This is a genomic window from Streptomyces sp. NPDC047061 (assembly GCF_040643955.1).
Taxonomy (GTDB): domain Bacteria; phylum Actinomycetota; class Actinomycetes; order Streptomycetales; family Streptomycetaceae; genus Streptomyces.
The window spans coordinates 404,819-421,573 of the sequence record NZ_JBEYVI010000004.1 but is presented as its reverse complement, the minus strand read 5'-3'; the positions used below and the strand labels follow the sequence as shown (position 1 = coordinate 421,573).

At 69.5% G+C, this 16,755-nt stretch carries 12 protein-coding genes; 7 read left to right on the top strand and 5 right to left on the bottom strand.

Annotation, left to right across the window (positions count from 1 at the left end; genetic code table 11):
• Positions 1-129: 129 nt before the first annotated feature.
• Entirely contained in the window at positions 130-1,620 is a 1,491-nt protein-coding gene (locus ABZ887_RS10390; RefSeq protein WP_361285618.1) for a polysaccharide pyruvyl transferase family protein, read from the top strand.
• A gap of 16 nt (positions 1,621-1,636) precedes the next feature.
• On the opposite strand, the gene ABZ887_RS10385 is transcribed toward ABZ887_RS10390, so the two are convergent.
• Positions 1,637-1,984: a DoxX family protein gene (locus ABZ887_RS10385; protein ID WP_361285615.1), complete on the bottom strand. Its 348-nt coding sequence runs from the start codon at positions 1,982-1,984 to the stop codon at positions 1,637-1,639.
• A gap of 186 nt (positions 1,985-2,170) precedes the next feature.
• Between ABZ887_RS10385 and ABZ887_RS10380 the strand changes: the two genes are divergently transcribed.
• The 3 genes from ABZ887_RS10380 (at position 2,171) to ABZ887_RS10370 (ending at position 6,921) form a co-directional block, all read left to right on the top strand.
• Positions 2,171-3,622: an ATP-binding protein gene (locus ABZ887_RS10380; RefSeq protein WP_361285612.1), complete on the top strand. Its 1,452-nt coding sequence runs from the start codon at positions 2,171-2,173 to the stop codon at positions 3,620-3,622.
• A gap of 110 nt (positions 3,623-3,732) precedes the next feature.
• Positions 3,733-4,218 (top strand): hypothetical protein, encoded by a 486-nt coding sequence (locus tag ABZ887_RS10375; protein ID WP_361285609.1) that lies wholly within the window; start codon positions 3,733-3,735, stop codon positions 4,216-4,218.
• A 9-nt stretch (positions 4,219-4,227) separates the two neighbouring features.
• A complete protein-coding gene (locus tag ABZ887_RS10370) occupies positions 4,228-6,921 on the top strand; it encodes an ATP-binding protein (protein ID WP_361285606.1) in 2,694 nt (897 codons plus the stop codon).
• 65 nt (positions 6,922-6,986) lie between these two features.
• On the opposite strand, the gene ABZ887_RS10365 is transcribed toward ABZ887_RS10370, so the two are convergent.
• Positions 6,987-8,333 (bottom strand): polysaccharide lyase family 1 protein, encoded by a 1,347-nt coding sequence (locus tag ABZ887_RS10365; RefSeq protein ID WP_361285603.1) that lies wholly within the window; start codon positions 8,331-8,333, stop codon positions 6,987-6,989.
• A gap of 238 nt (positions 8,334-8,571) precedes the next feature.
• Here ABZ887_RS10365 and ABZ887_RS10360 point away from each other — a divergent pair, with 238 nt between their 5' ends.
• Both ABZ887_RS10360 and ABZ887_RS10355 read left to right on the top strand, forming a co-directional pair.
• The gene (locus ABZ887_RS10360) at positions 8,572-9,045 is read left to right on the top strand and encodes a hypothetical protein (protein WP_361285600.1); all 474 of its coding nucleotides are present in this window, start codon (positions 8,572-8,574) and stop codon (positions 9,043-9,045) included.
• Positions 9,046-9,072: 27 nt separating this feature from the next.
• Positions 9,073-10,479 (top strand): VCBS repeat-containing protein, encoded by a 1,407-nt coding sequence (locus ABZ887_RS10355; RefSeq protein WP_361285597.1) that lies wholly within the window; start codon positions 9,073-9,075, stop codon positions 10,477-10,479.
• Positions 10,480-10,553: 74 nt separating this feature from the next.
• Here the strand turns inward: ABZ887_RS10355 and ABZ887_RS10350 are convergent, their stop codons facing one another.
• Positions 10,554-11,477: an intradiol ring-cleavage dioxygenase gene (locus ABZ887_RS10350; protein ID WP_361285594.1), complete on the bottom strand. Its 924-nt coding sequence runs from the start codon at positions 11,475-11,477 to the stop codon at positions 10,554-10,556.
• 161 nt (positions 11,478-11,638) lie between these two features.
• A complete protein-coding gene (gene aspS, locus ABZ887_RS10345) occupies positions 11,639-13,402 on the bottom strand; it encodes an aspartate--tRNA ligase (protein ID WP_361285591.1) in 1,764 nt (587 codons plus the stop codon).
• 169 nt (positions 13,403-13,571) lie between these two features.
• Between aspS and ABZ887_RS10340 the strand changes: the two genes are divergently transcribed.
• Positions 13,572-15,680 carry a SpoIIE family protein phosphatase gene (locus ABZ887_RS10340; protein ID WP_361285588.1) on the top strand — a complete coding sequence of 703 codons (2,109 nt, stop codon included), beginning with the start codon at positions 13,572-13,574 and terminating at the stop codon, positions 15,678-15,680.
• On the opposite strand, the gene ABZ887_RS10335 is transcribed toward ABZ887_RS10340, so the two are convergent.
• Complete coding sequence (locus tag ABZ887_RS10335) at positions 15,677-16,735, bottom strand: AI-2E family transporter (protein WP_361285585.1); 1,059 nt, start codon at positions 16,733-16,735, stop codon at positions 15,677-15,679. The genes ABZ887_RS10340 and ABZ887_RS10335 overlap by 4 nt on opposite strands.
• Between the last annotated feature and the right edge of the window lie 20 nt (positions 16,736-16,755).

Here is a 16,755-nt window from a genome sequence, read left to right as displayed (position 1 = left end):
GGCCCGGTGGGAGGTCCCCCTCCCGCCGGGCCTCCGCCGTCCAGGCGTGGGGCATGTCTCAGGTAAGAGACCAATCAGCCTCTTACTCCTCCTTCACCTCACGTTTACCTGCGGGATAGTGTGCCGTTCGTGAAACGCATCCTGATCCGCTCCGGAAAGAGCCCCTTCCGTGTCGCCACACCGGCGGAGTTCATCCACCAGGACCTGATCGGGACCAACACCGGGAACCTGCTCTTCAGCGACTCGGCGCACAAGATGCTGACCACCCCGGACACCGAGGTGACGTCCAACGGCATCCGCACCGACCCCTCGGCCCGCCGCGCCGCGGAGATCAACGAGCAGTACGACGTCTTCGTCGTCCCGCTCGCCAACGCCTTCCGCCCGGCCTTCCAGGCCTCCCTGGACCGGCTGACGACGCTCGTCGAACAGCTCACCATCCCGGTCGTGGTGTTCGGCGTCGGCGCCCAGGCCCCCGCGGACTACGACACCACGTGGCTGAACCCGATGGCGGACTCGGTCCGCCGCTTCGCCTGCGCGGTCCTGGACCGCTCCGCCTCCATCGGCGTACGCGGCGAGCTGACCTCGGACTACCTCAGGAGCCTCGGCTTCCACGACGTCGACATCATCGGCTGCCCGTCGATGTTCCTGTACGGCGACACCTTCCCGGAGATCCGGGCCACCGAGCCGTGCCCCGACTCACGCATCGCCCTCAACCTCTCCCCGGACGCGATACCCGTCGGCGACATAGCGGGCATCGCCCGGCACGCCTGGGAGCGCTACCCCCACCTCACCTACTACGCGCAGAACACCGTCGACGCGGAACTGCTGCTGTGGGGCGACACCTCCCCGGAGTCCGGGCACACGGACCCCTTCCCGCTCCAGCTCAGCCACGCCCTGTTCCAGGAGGACAAGGTCCGCATGCCGCTGGACCCGGCCACCTGGATCGACGAACTGCGCGGCTACGACTTCGCGTACGGCACCCGTATCCACGGCAATGTGGCCGCCCTGCTGGCCGGCACCCCGAGCGTCGTCCTCACCCACGACTCGCGCACCCTCGAACTGTGCCGCTACTTCGACATCCCGCACCGCCCGCTCACCGAGCTGGCCGCCGCCACCGACCCGCGTGACCTCTACCAGGACGCCGACTTCTCCGCCATGGTCAAGGGACACGGCGAGCGCTTCGAGCGCATGATCGCCTTCCTCGACCGCAACGGCCTCCCGAACACGTACACCCACGGCGACGGCGGTGCCGCCTTCGACGCCCGGCTGGCCGCCCTCGACCTGCCCGCGTCGATGCCGGTCTGGGACGGCGGCGACGACGGCCAGCTGCGGTACCGGATCAGCCGGCTCCGCGAGCGGATCACCGCGACCGACGCCAAGGCCGACCGGCACGCCCGGGAGAACGGGGAGCTGCGCACCCGGCTGGCCACCGCCGAGAAGCGCGCGACCGAGACGACCCGCGAGCTCGCCGCCCTCCGCAAGGAACTGGCCGCCGCCACCAAGCGGCTGTCCGCGGTGGAACGCCAGGTCACCGGCATCGACAAGCGCCTCATGGTCCGGCTGGGCCCGGCCCTGCGCCGCCGCGTCCACCGCGCGAAGCCCAAGTCCCCCCAGGACTGAGCTCCCCCGGCCGCCGTCAGCTCAGCAGGCCCAGCACCAGCGCTCCGGCCACCGGCGCGGCGTAGACCAGCGGGAACGGAATGTGCGAGTACCACTTCGCCCGGGCCACGGTGATCGCGGCCCCGGTGAAGTAGACCAGCAGCCCCACGGCCGCCAGCACCCCGACCACCGGCACGGCCAGCCCGACCAGCAGGCCGACCGCACCGGCGGCCTTGGCCAGCCCGAGCGGGGTCCACCAGGCCGGCGGCACCCGGTAGTCGGTCAGCGCCTTGACGATCCAGTCGGCCCGCATCAGCAGCACGGTTCCGGAGAACCCGGCCAGCAGGGCCGCGACAACGGTGACGACGACGTGAGCGATACGCATGAGAGGCTCCCCTCACCACAAGGTGTCGGACACCTCTCTGACGCGAGCGTCACCGCGTGTGTGACAGCCGGGCCGAAGATCTTCTCAACTCGCGCGCCCACCGACACGGCCTCTGCCCGAACGACCGTCCGCGTTATGTAGAAGTAATCTATGTAGCCAGGACATACCAAAGTGCCGGAGGCTCCCATGCCCGCTCCTTTCGTGGGTCGTCACGCCGAACTCGCCCTACTGGCCAAGCGGCTCGACCGGGTCGAGAGGCAAGGGGCCGGAGCCGCGGTCGCCATAAGAGGGCGGCGGCAAGTCGGGAAGTCCCGGCTCGTCCAGGAATTCTGCGACCGCGCAGGCCGCCCGTACGTCTTCTTCACCGCGACCAAGGGCGCCTCGCCTCTGGAAGGCATCGCCGCCTTCATGACAGAACTCGGTGAGTCCTCGCTTCCCTCCGACCCGGAACTCGTGCCCAGGACAGCACCCACCAACTGGCCCGACGCCTTCCGCGTCCTCGCAACCCTGCTGCCCGACGCACCCAGCATCGTCGTACTCGACGAACTGCCCTGGCTCGCCGAACAGGACCCCGTGTTCGACGGCGCACTGCAAACCGCCTGGGACCGACTGCTGTCCGCCCGTCCCGTCCTACTGCTCCTGCTCGGCAGTGACCTGCACATGATGGAACGGTTCACGGCCTACGACCGTCCCTTCTACGGGCGTGCCGACGGTCTGGTCCTCGGCCCCCTCAACCCGGCCGAGACGGGGAACGCGCTGGGACTGGCCCCGGCCGACGCCCTGGACGCGCACCTCGTCTCCGGTGGTCTGCCCGGAATTCTGCGTGCCTGGCCGCACGGCACTCCCGCACTCGATTTCATCAGATCCGAGTGCGCCGACCCTGCCTCTCCCCTGTTCGGTGTGCCGGAGGCCGCCCTGCTGGCCGAGTTCCCGGCACCCGACCAGGCCCGCCGTGTACTGGAGGCGGTGGGCAGCGGCGACCGTACGCACGCCAACATCGCGGCGACGGCGGGCAGCCAGAGCGGGGCGCTGCCCTCAGGGGTCCTGTCACCCTTGCTGCGCCGTCTCACCGAGGAGAAGCGGATTCTGGCATTGGACGCCCCTCTGTCGGCGAAGCCCGGCAAACCCGCCCTCTACCGGGTGGCCGACAGCAATCTCCGTCTCTATCTGGCTGCCATGAGGTCCGCGCAGGAGTTGTCCCGCCGCGGTCGCCCCGAAGCGGCGTACCAGGTGGTCGAGCGACGCTGGGCCGCCTGGCGCGGCCGGGCCGTCGAACCGTTGATCCGCGAGGCGCTGGAACTCGCCGCCGCCGCGGGGAGTTTTCCCTGGCCCGACACGGAGTTCGTCGGCGGCTGGTGGAACCGCCGGTTCGCACCGGAGATCGACCTCGTCGGCGCCGACCGCGCCCCGGTGGCAGGAACCATCTTCTTCGCGGGATCCGTGAAGTGGCTGGCCACACCCTTCGATCAGCGCGATCTGAACGCCCTCGCGCAAGGTGCCGTGGAGATCCCCGGTTTCAGCCCCGGGACCACCGGCCTGGCCGTCGTGTCGCTGTCCGGGACAACGTCCGCGGTGACCGCCGGCGCAGTCGGACTGGTGTGGGGAGCACGAGAGGTGGTCTCCGCGTGGGAGTCGTGACCCACGACGGCGGGCGCTGCGGCACCCTGGCCCGGCCCACGAGTGTGGGCGAAACTGGAGCCCGGCAGCCGTGAGTTGCCTATGCTGCTGAATCGGACAGGTGGGGGGCAATGGCGGCACCGGGGGAGACCAGGCCGGAAACGGCTTCGGTCCGGAACGAGTTCGCGCTGGAGCGGTACCGGTACATCCTTCAGCAGATCCACGCGGTGAACGAGAACGCGTACCGCTTCCTCGCCCTCTACCAGACGCTCGCCACGGCACTGGTCAGTGCGGCTCTTGCCCTCTTCGTGGGCTATCGGAAGTGGGACCTGGCACCGGCCACCGCACGCGGCGGAGTGATCGGGTTACTCGCCCTCGTCACCGTAGTCGCCGCGTTCACCAGCACCCTGATCGTGGTGGGTGCGATGAACTGGCTCGACTATCGCAACGAAGAGTGCGACATCACCGACGAGATCGTCGGCCCCGGCTTCCGCAAACGCCCCCGCCCTGGCAACTTCCTGCGCTGGTACGAGACCTACGTGCTGCTCTTCATCCTCGTCTCGGTGATCACGATGTGGCTGATCGCCGCGTTCTTCCTCCTGCCGGCAATGAGGTGATCGTCCCAGGTGTCCGAGCACGACTACACAAGCACGTTTCTATGGCACAGCACCCTTGCCGCGTGCCCGGGTGACGACCCTCACTCCGAACAGCGCGAGCGGTTGCGTACGTCGTATCTGAAACTGCGGCAGGAAGCAGCCACGCTGCTTCAGGAAAACGCTCGCAGCATGCCCGATTTCACCGTGCACGACATCAGTCACGTGGACGCCCTGTGGGAGACGGCCGATCTCGTCTGCGGAAAGGAGGTGACGCTCAATCCCGCAGAAGCCTACGTGCTGGGCTGCGCCTTCGTGCTCCACGATGCGGCGATGGGGGAGGCCGCATACTCGACAGGCGTACCTGCAGCTCTGGGCGAGGAGCGATGGCGCGACCTGCTGTCCGTGGCCTACTACCGTCAAGAGGGATGCTGGCCGGACCAGGATCAACTCGACTCCCCGACTGCTGAGATCGCCGCCGCCTGCCGTGTCACCGCGATCCGTGAATCACACGCCGAGCAGGCACGCCGACTGGTGGATCAGGCTTGGAGATCCAGCGCGGGCAACGAGATCTACCTCATCGACGACGTCCGGTTACGGGAGGCGTACGGTCCGCTGATCGGCAGCCTTGCGGCCAGTCACTGGTGGCCGGTGGACCGACTCGCCGACGAGTTCCGCCGCAGGTTGAACTCATGGCCGTGGCAGTCACGCGACTGGACCATCGATCCGCTCAAGCTGGCCTGCATCCTACGGCTGGCGGACGCGGCCCAGATCGACGGCCGTCGCGCTCCCACACTGCTGTTCGCGCTCCGCAATCCGCAGGAGTCCTCCCGCGAGCACTGGCGCTTCCAGACCTACACCGGGCGCCCAGACCTGAACGGCGACCGCGTCACGTACACCTCACAGCGGCCCTTCCTTCCGGAAGACGCATCCTCCTGGTGGCTGGCCCTCGACTATCTGCGCGGTATCGACCAGGAGCTGAAAGCGGTCGACGCCCTCCTGCACGACCTGGGCAAGAACCGGCTCGCGGCCCGCGCCGTCGCCGGAGTCGACTCCCCCGAGCGCTTCGCCGAGCATTTTCCGGTGCAAGGCTGGCGCCCGATCGACGCGACCATCAAGGTCTCCGACGTCCCCGCCCTGGTCAGGAGCCTGGGCGGAGAGCAGCTCTACGGCAACGAACCCGAAGTCGGGCTACGTGAACTCGTTCAGAATGCCCAGGATGCCATCCTTGCCCGCCAGGCTCTGCAGCCGGACTTCACCGACGGACGGATCGAAATCCGGCTGACCGAGACGAGCGGTTCCTGGTTCCTGGAAGTGCGTGACAACGGAGTGGGCATGGACGAGGAGACGCTCACCCATAACCTGCTGGACTTCGGCAACAGCGGCTGGAGCTCCCCCGGCCTCCGCAACCGCCTGCCCGGACTGGCCAGCGGCGGCTTCAAGCCCAGTGGCCGGTTCGGCATCGGCTTCTTCTCGGTCTTCCTGCTCGGCGACCACGTGGAACTGATCACCCGCCGTTACGACGCCTCGGTCCAGGACGCCCGGCGCCTTACCTTCGGGGGACCCACGCACCGCCCCCTGCTCACGCCCATGCCCACGCAAGGCTGGGTGGCCGAGGGCACGACGGTACGTGTCACCTTGAAGAAGAGTCCCAACGACACACTGGGCCTCCTGTACCGCACTGAGGACGACCGGCTCAGCCAGCTGGTCCAGCGCCTGGTCCTGGAGAACTCGGTTCCCATCCACACCCATGAGCCCGCCTCGGCCACGGGTGACACCCTCGCCCCGTTCTCCCTGACCGCTGCTTCCCCGGAGCAGGTCTTCGACCGTCTCTACCCGGCCGACATCGACAGCTGGAGCATCGGGGAGGAGAAGCAGCGCCTGGAGATGCGCGACGAGTTCGCCGCACGGGCCACCGAGGTGCTGGACGATTCCGGAGCCCGTATCGGACTGGCCACGCTCTGGAACAGCGTGTACTACCGAGGTGGTCACCGCTACCGGGGAATCGTGACGGTCAATGGTTTCCTGGCCGACCAGGCAACGCCCTTCGTCGGATACCTCGGCGGGCGGCCGAACCGTGCCTCGAGGGACCGAGCTGACCTGATCGCCAACCAGGAACAGGTACGTCAGTGGATACGGGCCCAGGTACAACAGCTGCGCGATACGGAGCAGTTCGGCGAACCGCTGCAGCTGGAACTGGCCGGCATCCTGTACCGAGCGTTCAACACACTCCCCGACGACGTGGCATTCGCTCTCACCTCACAGGGCTCGATGCGCCCCCGCGACATCGCCGAGTGGGCCGCGCGGCATGACCAGATCTTCCTGGCCGTCGGCGCCCCCCTCGCCTGGAACACCCGACCACCAGGCGTCTATCACTACCTCTCCTGGCAGCGGGTGCGGCTCCCCGACAGCTGGATCCTCATCTGCGAGAAGTACCCCGGCCCTCCCCTGTTCGAGGTCTTCCCCTACACGGAGACCCGCGACACCGCCTATCAGTCCGCGAGCAACGACACCCGGGCAACCTGGCAGAAGAGGTGGTGGCGGATGTCGAGTGACCTGGACGGATATTTTTTGCGCTCCCTGTGCGAGGCCTGGTCGTGCACCCTTGAGTCCCTGCTGGCGCCCATCGAGAAGCGCAACTGGTCGGACACCCTCCCACCGGAGGATGAAAGCTTCGGCCCTGTGTGGGGCTATTTGCTTCGCAGGCCCGGTGCATCATCCATCTGACGCAGTGCTATCGACCGTGGGTGAGGGCCTCCGGTCGCCCTCACCCATCCGATGCGCGGTGCGTGTCAGCTGAGGACTCCCGCCCCCGCCGTCTTCGCCAGCTCCGCCGGCAGGTTCTTCGCGCTGCTCTCCAGGCCCGCCGTCAGGGTCGGGGTCCAGTTCACCGTCTTCTTGATCTTCTTGGAGTTCGCGGCGTTGTAGGCGGCGACGAGGTCGGTGGCCGTGCCGTTGACGAGGTTGCCGCTGCCCGCGACCGAGCCGGTGCCGTCGCCGCTGAGCAGCTTGGAGACCTTGACGGAGCTCGGCACGGTCCAGTAGTTGTTCTGGGCCACGACCTGGGCCTTGGCGCGCGAGTTGATGCTGTACTGCAGCGCGTAGCCGTTCAGGGGGGTCACGTCGTAGACGTTGTTGTAGAGGTGCACCTGGCCGACGCGGGTGAGCGGGGCGCGCTGGACGATGCCCTTCCAGATGTTGTGGTGGAGCGTGACGCGCAGCTTGCCGCTCGGCTCGCTGTCGCTGCTGCCGATCAGCATCGTCTTGTCGTGGCTGGTGAACTGGTTGTGCTCGACGGTCACCAGGTCCGAGCTCTTGGTGATGTCGAGTTCGCCGTCGTGGACCTGGTACTCACGGCCGTAGTACTTCGGGTTGAGGCTGTCGAAGTGCCCGGCGTCGGTGAACGTGTTGTGGTCGGCCCACACGTGCGTCGCCCCGCGCAGCGTCACCGCGTCGTACTCGGAGTTCCAGTTGCCGTCGTCGCCGTCGGTCGGGTCCCACTGGGGGAAGCAGTCCTCGGTGTCGGAGAACGTCAGGTTGCGGACGATGACGTTGTCGACCTTCTGGATCTGGAGCATGCCCCCGGTGATGCCGGCCTTGGTGCCGGGGACGCCGACGATCGTGGTGTTGGCCGGCACCTTGAAGACGATGTTCGCGGCCTGCTTCTTCTGCGCGGCGGCCCGCGCCGTCTCCTGGCTGCCGGAGGGCAGCTTGGAACGGCCGTACGTCGACGGGGCGAACGCCTTCAGATAGGCGCTCAGCGAGTACCCGGTGCCGGCCGCGTAGTCCGCGCAGGTCACCTTCTTGCCGCTGCCGTCGGTGTTGGCGTCGATGGTGCCCTTGACCTTGATGATGCGCGGGGTGGTGTCGCTCGCCGAACCCAGCGCCTTCACCAGCTGGGCACGGGTGGCCACGGTGAAGGTGTGCGCGGCGTCGGCCTTCGCACCACCGGTCGTACCGGAACCGGACGACGCCCAGCCGTCCTTGACGGCGAGCGTCCGGTGGTACAGGTCGACGGCCGACGTGGCGTTCGCGCTCAGCACGAGCGCACCGGCACCGACCCCGGCGGCCACGACAGCGGCGGAGACGACGAGAACACGACGCTTACGGAGGGACCGACGGTGAGAGACAGAGGCCACAGGGGAGTCCTTACATACGTCCGAAGTGCTGGGGACGGGCCCGCCGGAGCGGGCCTCACTCCTCTGTCGTTGTGGAGATCGCAAAAGTTGCCGTGAATATTTCTGCGGTGTGGTGCCCTTCCCGGGGTCGGGCGGCGAAAGTTGACGCAAGCAGCCGATCCCCGGCCGGAGAGAACGCCGGGTGGCACCGGCCTGCCCCGACCTTCGCATGTCCACAACACCTCCGTATGGTTTCGCCATGGCACCTGAGCTCATCCCGATCGCCTACGAGCCCCACGGCCGTACCGAGGCCATCGGTCACTTCACCGGCGGGCAGTTCCTGGCGTCGGTCACCTACGCGTTCCCCGAGGGGTTCCGGCTCGACGAGGGCTGGGAGGAGCAGAAGCGGCTGTACGCGGTGCTGCATCTCTTCGACGCCGAGGGGCACTACCGCGACTCGGAGATCTGGTGCGCGGGCAGCTGGGCCGAGCAGCAGCTCGATCCGGACGGCACCGGGTCGGTGCTGGCGCGGGCCCGCGCGCACCTGGCGGGCATGCTGCGCAGCCTGCCGCGGCGGACGTACACGGACATCGCGATACGCCCGTTCCAGCTCACCGTCGACGGTGTGTTCTTCGGGCTGGTCGCGAAGGACGACGAGGACGGCGGGTGGGCCGAGCTCTACCCGGACCACCTGGGCTTCGGTGAGCCCTGGGACGGCCGGTACGACACCTGACAGTCGGGGAATCCAGGGGGGTTACTCATGCACAGATGGGGTGCGGCCGCGTTCGTGGCCGCGTCTCTGGTCGGCGGCGTCCTGCTGCCGGCCGTCCCGGCGGCCGCCGTACACGGCGCCGTGCCCGGCGACTTCAACGGCGACGGCTACCGTGACGCGGTCCTGCCCGCGCCGGGCGCGAACGTGTCCGGCAAGGAGGGCGCGGGCGCGGTCGTCGTGCTGTACGGCTCCGCCTCGGGGCTGTCGACGAGCCGCCGCAAGACCATCACCCAGAACACCGCCGGCGTGCCGGGCGCGAGCGAGACCTACGACGCCTTCGGCGCCGCCACCGCCACCGCCGACCTGAACCGGGACGGCTATGCGGACCTGGTGGTCGGAACCCCGGACGAGGACACCTCGAAGGGCACCGACTCCGGTGCGGTGACCGTGCTCTGGGGCAGCAGGAGCGGGCTGGCGAGCGGTACGGACCTGCCGTCGCCGTCGTCCTCCCCGGAGCACTACGGCAAGGACGTCGCCGCGCTCGGCCTCGGCGCCGGGGCGAAGACACGGGTGGTGGTCGCCGGAGGGGACGCGACCGTGAACTTCGGCGGACCGTTCACCCGGACGGGCTCGTTCGGATCCGTCGTGTACAACGACGACACGGCGTCCCCCATGTCCGTCGCGCTCGGCGACCTCAACGGCGACGACGTACCCGACGTGGCCTCGGCCACGGACCGGCTGAGCGGCCTGAGCGGCGGCGAGGTCTACACGAACCCCGCCTACGGCTACGCGCTCAAGGGCAACGGCCTGATCCTGGCCTCCGGCGACATCGACGGCGACGGATACGCCGACCTCGTGGCCGGCGACCCGGACGAGCCGGAGAAGGCGGGCGTGGACGGGGCGCTGGGCGGCCGCGTCCTCGTCTGGTACGGCTCCGCCGCGGGTGTCACGACGACCACGACGCCCGTCCAGATCACGCAGAACACCACGGGTGTTCCCGGCGCGAGCGAGAAGGGCGACGACTTCGGCGGGTCGCTGGCGGTGGCCGACCTCAATCGAGACGGCCTCGCGGACATCGTGATCGGTTCGCCGTTCGAGAGCCTGGCCAAGAGCCGGGCGGGGCAGGTGACCGTGGTCCCCGGCCGCCGCAGTGGCGCCCTCGGCACCGGCTCGTACTCCTTCTCCCAGGACACCGCGGGCGTCCCCGGTGCCTCCGAGACCGACGACCTCTTCGGTACGACGGTCTCGGTCGGGGACATCGACAAGGACGGCAGGCCGGAGCTGTTCGTCAGTGCGGCCTACGAGAACGCCGCCACCGGCGCCGTCTGGGTCTTCCCCGGCGGCTCCGCACGGCCGACGGCTTCCGGCAGCCGCGTCATCACCGCGCACGGGGTCGGACTCACGCAGGCGGCCCTCACCCTGCTGGGCGGCGACGGACTGCTCTCGGTGATCTGAACACTCCGCACACGCGGAAGGCGCCCGGGACCTCTCTTCCCGAACCCCGGGCGCCGGCCTCACCGCTGTCGGCGTCAGCCGTTGTTCGTCTCGTCCGGTTCGACGCCCAGCGTCAGATGGCCGCGGACGCCGCGGGCGATGTGGTGGCGGTCGTACCTGAGGTAGAGCAGGCCGCCCTCGTGCCCGTTGTCCGGGTAGATGGTGTCCTCGTCGAGGGTGGTGCGGGTGGTGGTGTTGCTCGCGTACGGCTCCACCTCGGCCGACAGCAGGACCGACTTCTCGTCGAAGAACAGCTGGCCCGTGTGGCAGGTGTGGCCGCCCTCGTAACCGGCGTCCGTCCACTCGCCGTCCACGTGCACCTTGACGTGGATGTGGACGCACCGGCCCTGGTACCAGCCGGGGAAGACGGTCTTGAAGGTGACGTGGCCGTGCCGGTCCGTGTGCCAGGTGCCGCGCAGGTAGCGGGTGTCGTCGGTCGGCTCCTGGTGGCCGCCGCCACCGCCGGGCGGGGGCCCGCTGGGCGTGCCGGTCGGCGCGTCGGTGGGTGGTTCGCCGGTCGGCGGGGTGCCGCCGCCACCGCCGCCGCTGCCCGACGACTCGTACCCCGAGTAGACGCCCGACGCGTTGCAGTGCCAGATGTCCACGGCCGCGTTCCGGAGCGGCTTGCAGGTCTCCGCGTCGATCACCTTGAGGGTGAGGTGCAGGGGGATGCCCGCCTGGTCCTCGGTGACGTCCTGGCGGAGCTTGTCGGCGTCGATGTAGTAAGGGCCTTCGACCAGTTCGGAGGTGAGCGTGTAGCAGGCGCCCTCCGAGGCCGAGGGCGAGGCCTCGGTTCTGGTGCCGGTCGCCGCGTCGGTGGTGCCGTCGGTCGCCGCGAAGGCGCTGCCGACGCCCACCGCGGTCACGGCCACGCTGCTCGCCGCCAGGACGGTACGGCGGGCCAACTTCCTTCTCTCTTCAGGGGATTGAGCATCTGTGGGGGTGTGGGTGTCTGTCATGGTCAGGGACCGTAGACAAGGCCGGGCCGGTGCGAACATCGGAGCGAGCTGTGAATGCGCGGTGCGCAGGCGAAAGGCTCGAAACCGACGCCGGTTTCGAGCCTTTCCTTCAGCTGTGCTGTCAGCTGTGCTGTTTCTGCGTGCCTGTGTGCGTGTGCGCCTTACTTCGGCTGCGGCTTCCGGATGGAGATGTTCAGCTCGCGCAGGCGGGTCTCCTCCAGCTCGGTCGGCGCGCCCATCATCAGGTCCTGGGCGTTGCCGTTGAGCGGGAAGGCGATGGTCTCGCGGATGTTCGGCTCGTCGGCGAGGAGCATCACGATGCGGTCCACGCCCGGGGCGATGCCGCCGTGCGGCGGGGCGCCGAAGCGGAACGCGCGGAGCATGCCGGCGAACTCGCGCTCGACGGTCTCCTCGTCGTAGCCCGCGATGCCGAACGCCTTGAGCATGATGTCGGGCTCGTGGTTCCGGATGGCACCGGAGGAGAGCTCGACGCCGTTGCAGACGATGTCGTACTGCCAGGCGAGGATGTCCAGCGGGTCCTGGGTCTCCAGGGCCTCCATGCCGCCCTGGGGCATGGAGAACGGGTTGTGCGAGAAGTCGATCTTGCCGGTGTCCTCGTCCTTCTCGAACATCGGGAAGTCGACGATCCAGCAGAACCGGAAGACGTTCTCCTCGAAGTGCCCGGCGCGCTTGGCGGCCTCGACCCGCACCGCGCCCATGATCTTGGAGACCTCGTCGAACTCGCCCGCGCCGAAGAACACGGCGTGCCCGGCGGCCAGCTGGAGCCGCTTGGTGAGCTCGGCGACGTTCTCCTCGGTGAGGAACTTGGCGATCGGGCCGGAGAGGGAGCCGTCCTCGGCGACGCGGACCCAGGCCAGACCCTTGGCACCCTGCGAGACCGCGTAGTCGCCGAGCTGGTCGAAGAACTTGCGGGGCTGCGCGGAGACGTCCGGCACCGGCAGCGCGCGCACGTGCTTGCCGGCGAAGGCCTTGAACTCCGAGCCCTCGAAGATGTCGGTGATGTCGACGAGCTCCAGCTGGGCGCGGAGGTCCGGCTTGTCGGAGCCGTACTTCAGCATCGCCTCGCGGAACGGGATCCGCGGGAAGGGGGACGTCACGTGACGGCCGTTGCCGAACTCCTCGAAGAGCTCGGTCATCAGCTGCTCGATCGGGCGGAAGACGTCCTCCTGCTCGACGAAGCTCATCTCGACGTCGAGCTGGTAGAACTCGCCGGGCGAGCGGTCGGCGCGGGCGTCCTCGTCGCGGAAGCAGGGCGCGATCTGGAAGTAGCGGTCGAAGCCGGAGATCATCAGCAGCTGCTTGAACTGCTGCGGGGCCTGCGGCAGGGCGTAGAACTTGCCCGGGTTCAGGCGGGAGGGAACGACGAAGTCACGCGCGCCCTCGGGGGAGGTGGCGGTGAGGATCGGCGTCGCCATCTCGTTGAAGCCGAGGGCGACCATCTTGTGGCGGATGGCCGAGATGACCGCCGTACGCAGCATGATGTTGCGGTGCATGCGCTCGCGGCGCAGGTCCAGGAAGCGGTACTCCAGGCGCCGCTCCTCGTTGACCCCGTCCTCGGTGTTGATCGTGAACGGCAGCGGGGCGGCCGCGCCGAGCAGCTCGACCTCGCTCACCTCGACCTCGACCTCGCCGGTGGGCAGGTCGGCGTTGATGTTCTCGGTTCCACGTGAAACAACGCGGCCGTCGACCCGGACCGTGGACTCCTTGGAGAGCTTGTCCAGGGCCTCGTACGCCGGGGTGCCGGGGCGGGCGACGAGCTGCGTGATGCCGTAGTGGTCGCGCAGATCGATGAAGAGGATGCCGCCCAGGTCGCGCCGATTGTGCAGCCAGCCGCTCAGCCGGACGTCGGTACCGACGTCAGAGGCGCGGAGCTGGCCGCAGGTGTGGGACCTGTACCGATGCATCGTCGGGTGTTCCTCTTCTTCGGGGTCTGCCGAGGTGCTCTCCTCGACCGGGACGGGCCATGGGGCCCGGACCCATCAAGGGTACCGGGCACGCAAAGATCGCCTCCCACCCATTAATCCGGTCCTGAAACAGTGGCACTCTCCGATCTCATCTTCTTAAAGTGGGGCAATGCGAACTGGCGAGCCCCTGCCCGCCGTGGAGGACGTCCTCGCCGCCCTCGCGACCGGGCTGTGGCACTGGGACACCGCCACCGGGCTGGTCACCGCGGACGCGGAGGCGGCCCGGCTGATCGGGCTGCCGCCCGAGGCGTCCGTCCTGTCGGAGTCCCTGGTCCGGTCCCGTTTCCATCCCGTGGACTGGAACGAGAACACCAGCATCACCCGGCTGGCCGCGGTCGAGGGCACCCTCGCGGAGGTACGGCTGCGGGTCATGGACGAGCGGGGCCGGCTGATCCGTACCGTGCGCAGCCGTTTCCGGCCGGTGTACGACTCCGCGGAGCGCGTGTACCGGGTGACCGGCACCCTCCAGGAGGTCACGGAGCCGACCCCCGGCAGCGCCGTCCAGCATCCGGTCACCGGTGACTGGCGGCGTTCCCGGGAGGCGTTCCTGCTGGACGCGGGCCGGGCGCTGGCCGAGGCACGGTCCACGGAGGAGGTGCTGCGGGTCGCCGCGGGCCTGTCGATGCCGGGGTTCTCCCCGGACGGGCTGGTCGTCTTCGGGATCAAGGGCGACCGGCTGATGATGATCGGCCACCACGGCCAGCAGATCGGCGAGGACAGCCCCTTCAGCAGCATGCCGCTGGACACCGACTACCCGGCGGCCGAGGTGGCCCGGACCGGCCGGGCCGTCTACCTCTCCTCCGCCGAGCAGTACAAGTCCCGCTACCCGGTGACCTGGCCGCTCGCCGAGCGCTTCGGCCGGCAGTCCTGGGCCTTCCTGCCACTGACGGTGGCCGGACGGACCATGGGCGCCTGGATGGCGGGCTTCACCTACCCGGTGTCGTTCACCCCGGACGAGCGGTCCGTGCTCACCACGGTGGCCCGGATGCTGGCGCAGGCCCTGTCCCGGGCCGGGATCGCCGACTCGGAGCGGGAGCTGACGGACGGCCTCCAGCGCTCCATGCTGCCGACGCTGGGCCCCGACATACCCGGGATGGACACGGCCGCCCGCTACATACCGACCGGCGGCGGGCTCCAGGTGGGCGGCGACTGGTACGACATGATCCCGCTGCCGTCCGGCCGGCACGCCCTGGTCATCGGCGACGTCCAGGGGCATGACGTACGGGCCGCGGGCCTGATGGGCCAGCTCCGGATCGCGCTGCGCGCCTACGCCTCCGAGGGCCACCGCCCGGACGCGGTGCTCTCCCGGGCCTCCCGTTTCCTGCACGGGATCACCTACGACGAGGACGACGCCGACCTGCGCTTCGCGACCTGCCTGTACGTCGAGGCTGATCCGGCGACCGGGGTGCTGGAGATCGCCCGGGCGGGACATCTCGACCCGACGATCCGCATGGCCGACGGCACGGTGCTGCGGCGGCCCACGGCGGGCGGGCTGCCGCTCGGCATCGACCCGGACGCCGACTACCCGACGACGCGGTTCGCCCTCGAACCCGGCGAGACCATGATGATCTGCACCGACGGCCTGATCGAGACCGGCGGGCACGACATCGAGAGCGGCTGGCAGCGGATCCGGGCGATCATGGAGGAGCACGACGACGACCTGGAGAAACTGGCCGACGGCCTGGTCCAGGCCGTGCACGGTCCGTCCTCCCACCACACCACCGGGCCGCTGGCCGACCGCCGCGAGGACGACATAGCGGTGCTGCTGCTGTCCCGGCCGGGCGCCGGCCGCGGCGACGAGCCGCTGGCCGTACGGCCGCGGATCCGCCGCACCCTGCTGTCGGTGGCCCAGGACGAGCCCGAGCGGATCTCCGAGGCCCGCCAGCACCTGCGGGAGCTGCTGCACGACTGGGGCCCGCCCGACCAGGTCGACTCGGCCGTGCTCCTGGTCTCCGAGATGCTCACGAACGTCCTCGTGCACACCGACGCGGACGCGCTGCTGCTCGCCGAGGTCTCCGGCCAGGCTCCCGAGCGCCGCCTGCGGGTCGAGGTCACGGACGCCGGCGACGACCTCCCGCACAAGCGCCGCCCCGGCGAGCTGGCTTCCTCCGGCCGCGGCCTGGTCCTGATCGAGGTCCTGGCGGACGCCTGGGGCGTCGATCCGCGCGGGCAGGGCAAGAGCATCTGGTTCGAGCTGTACGAGAACGACAAGTCCTAGCCGGCGGGGTCGGCCGGTGGCGCCTCGCCGGTGCCGTAGCGGGCGCGCAGTTCGTGTACGACCCCGAAGGCGGCCGCGGTGAGGGGTACGGCCAGCAGCATGCCGAGGATCCCGGCGACGGAGGCGCCGCCGGTGATCGCCAGCATCACCACCGCCGGGTGCATCTGCATGGTCCGGCTCTGGATCATGGGCTGCAGTACGTGCCCCTCCAGCACCTGCACGGCGAGCACGACGCCCAGCGCCCAGAGCGCGATGACGACGCCGCGGTCGGCGAGGGCGACCAGGACGGCGACGGCACCGGAGATGAAGGCGCCGAGGTAGGGGATGTAGGCGCCGACCAGGACGAGCGCGCCGAGTCCGACGGCCCCCGGTACGCGGAGGACGAGCAGGCCGACGGTGATGCAGACGGCGTCGATGAACGCGATGACGGTGGTGCCGCGCATGAACCCCTCGATGCCCTGGAAGGCACGGCGGGCCATGGCCTCGACCATGTCGGCGCTGGAGCCGGGCGCGACGGCCCGGATGGCGCCGACGACCCGGTCCGAGTCGCGCAGGAAGAAGAAGACGAGCAGCAGCGCGAGGACGGCCATGGCGAGAGCCTCTCCCACCACGCTCACCCCGCTGATGACGTTGGAGGCGGCGGTCCCGCCGAACTTGGCGAGCAGCTCCTTCGCGTTGCCGGCCAGGTCGTCGAGGGAGGTCCCGGCGGCCCCGAAGTGCTGGGCGAGCGACTTCGCCGCGGCCTTCAGCGAGGAGACGATCTCGTCGCCGGTGTCGATGAGGGCGGCGACGACGATGTAGACGGCACCGCCGACGACGGCGACGACGGCGACGCAGGTGAGGCCGGCGGCGAGGGAGCGGTGCACGCCGACCTGGACGAGCCGTCGGTACAGCGGGCCGAGCAGGGCGGTGCCGAGCAGGGCGAGGAGCACCGGGGTCACCGCGGTGCGGAACTCCGAGCAGAGCCGCACACCCACATACCCCACCCCGGCGGCCAGCAGCAGCACCGCACACCACGCGGCGAAACGGCGCACGGGCTCGGGCAACAGCTGCACGGGTCCAGCGGACCATGCGA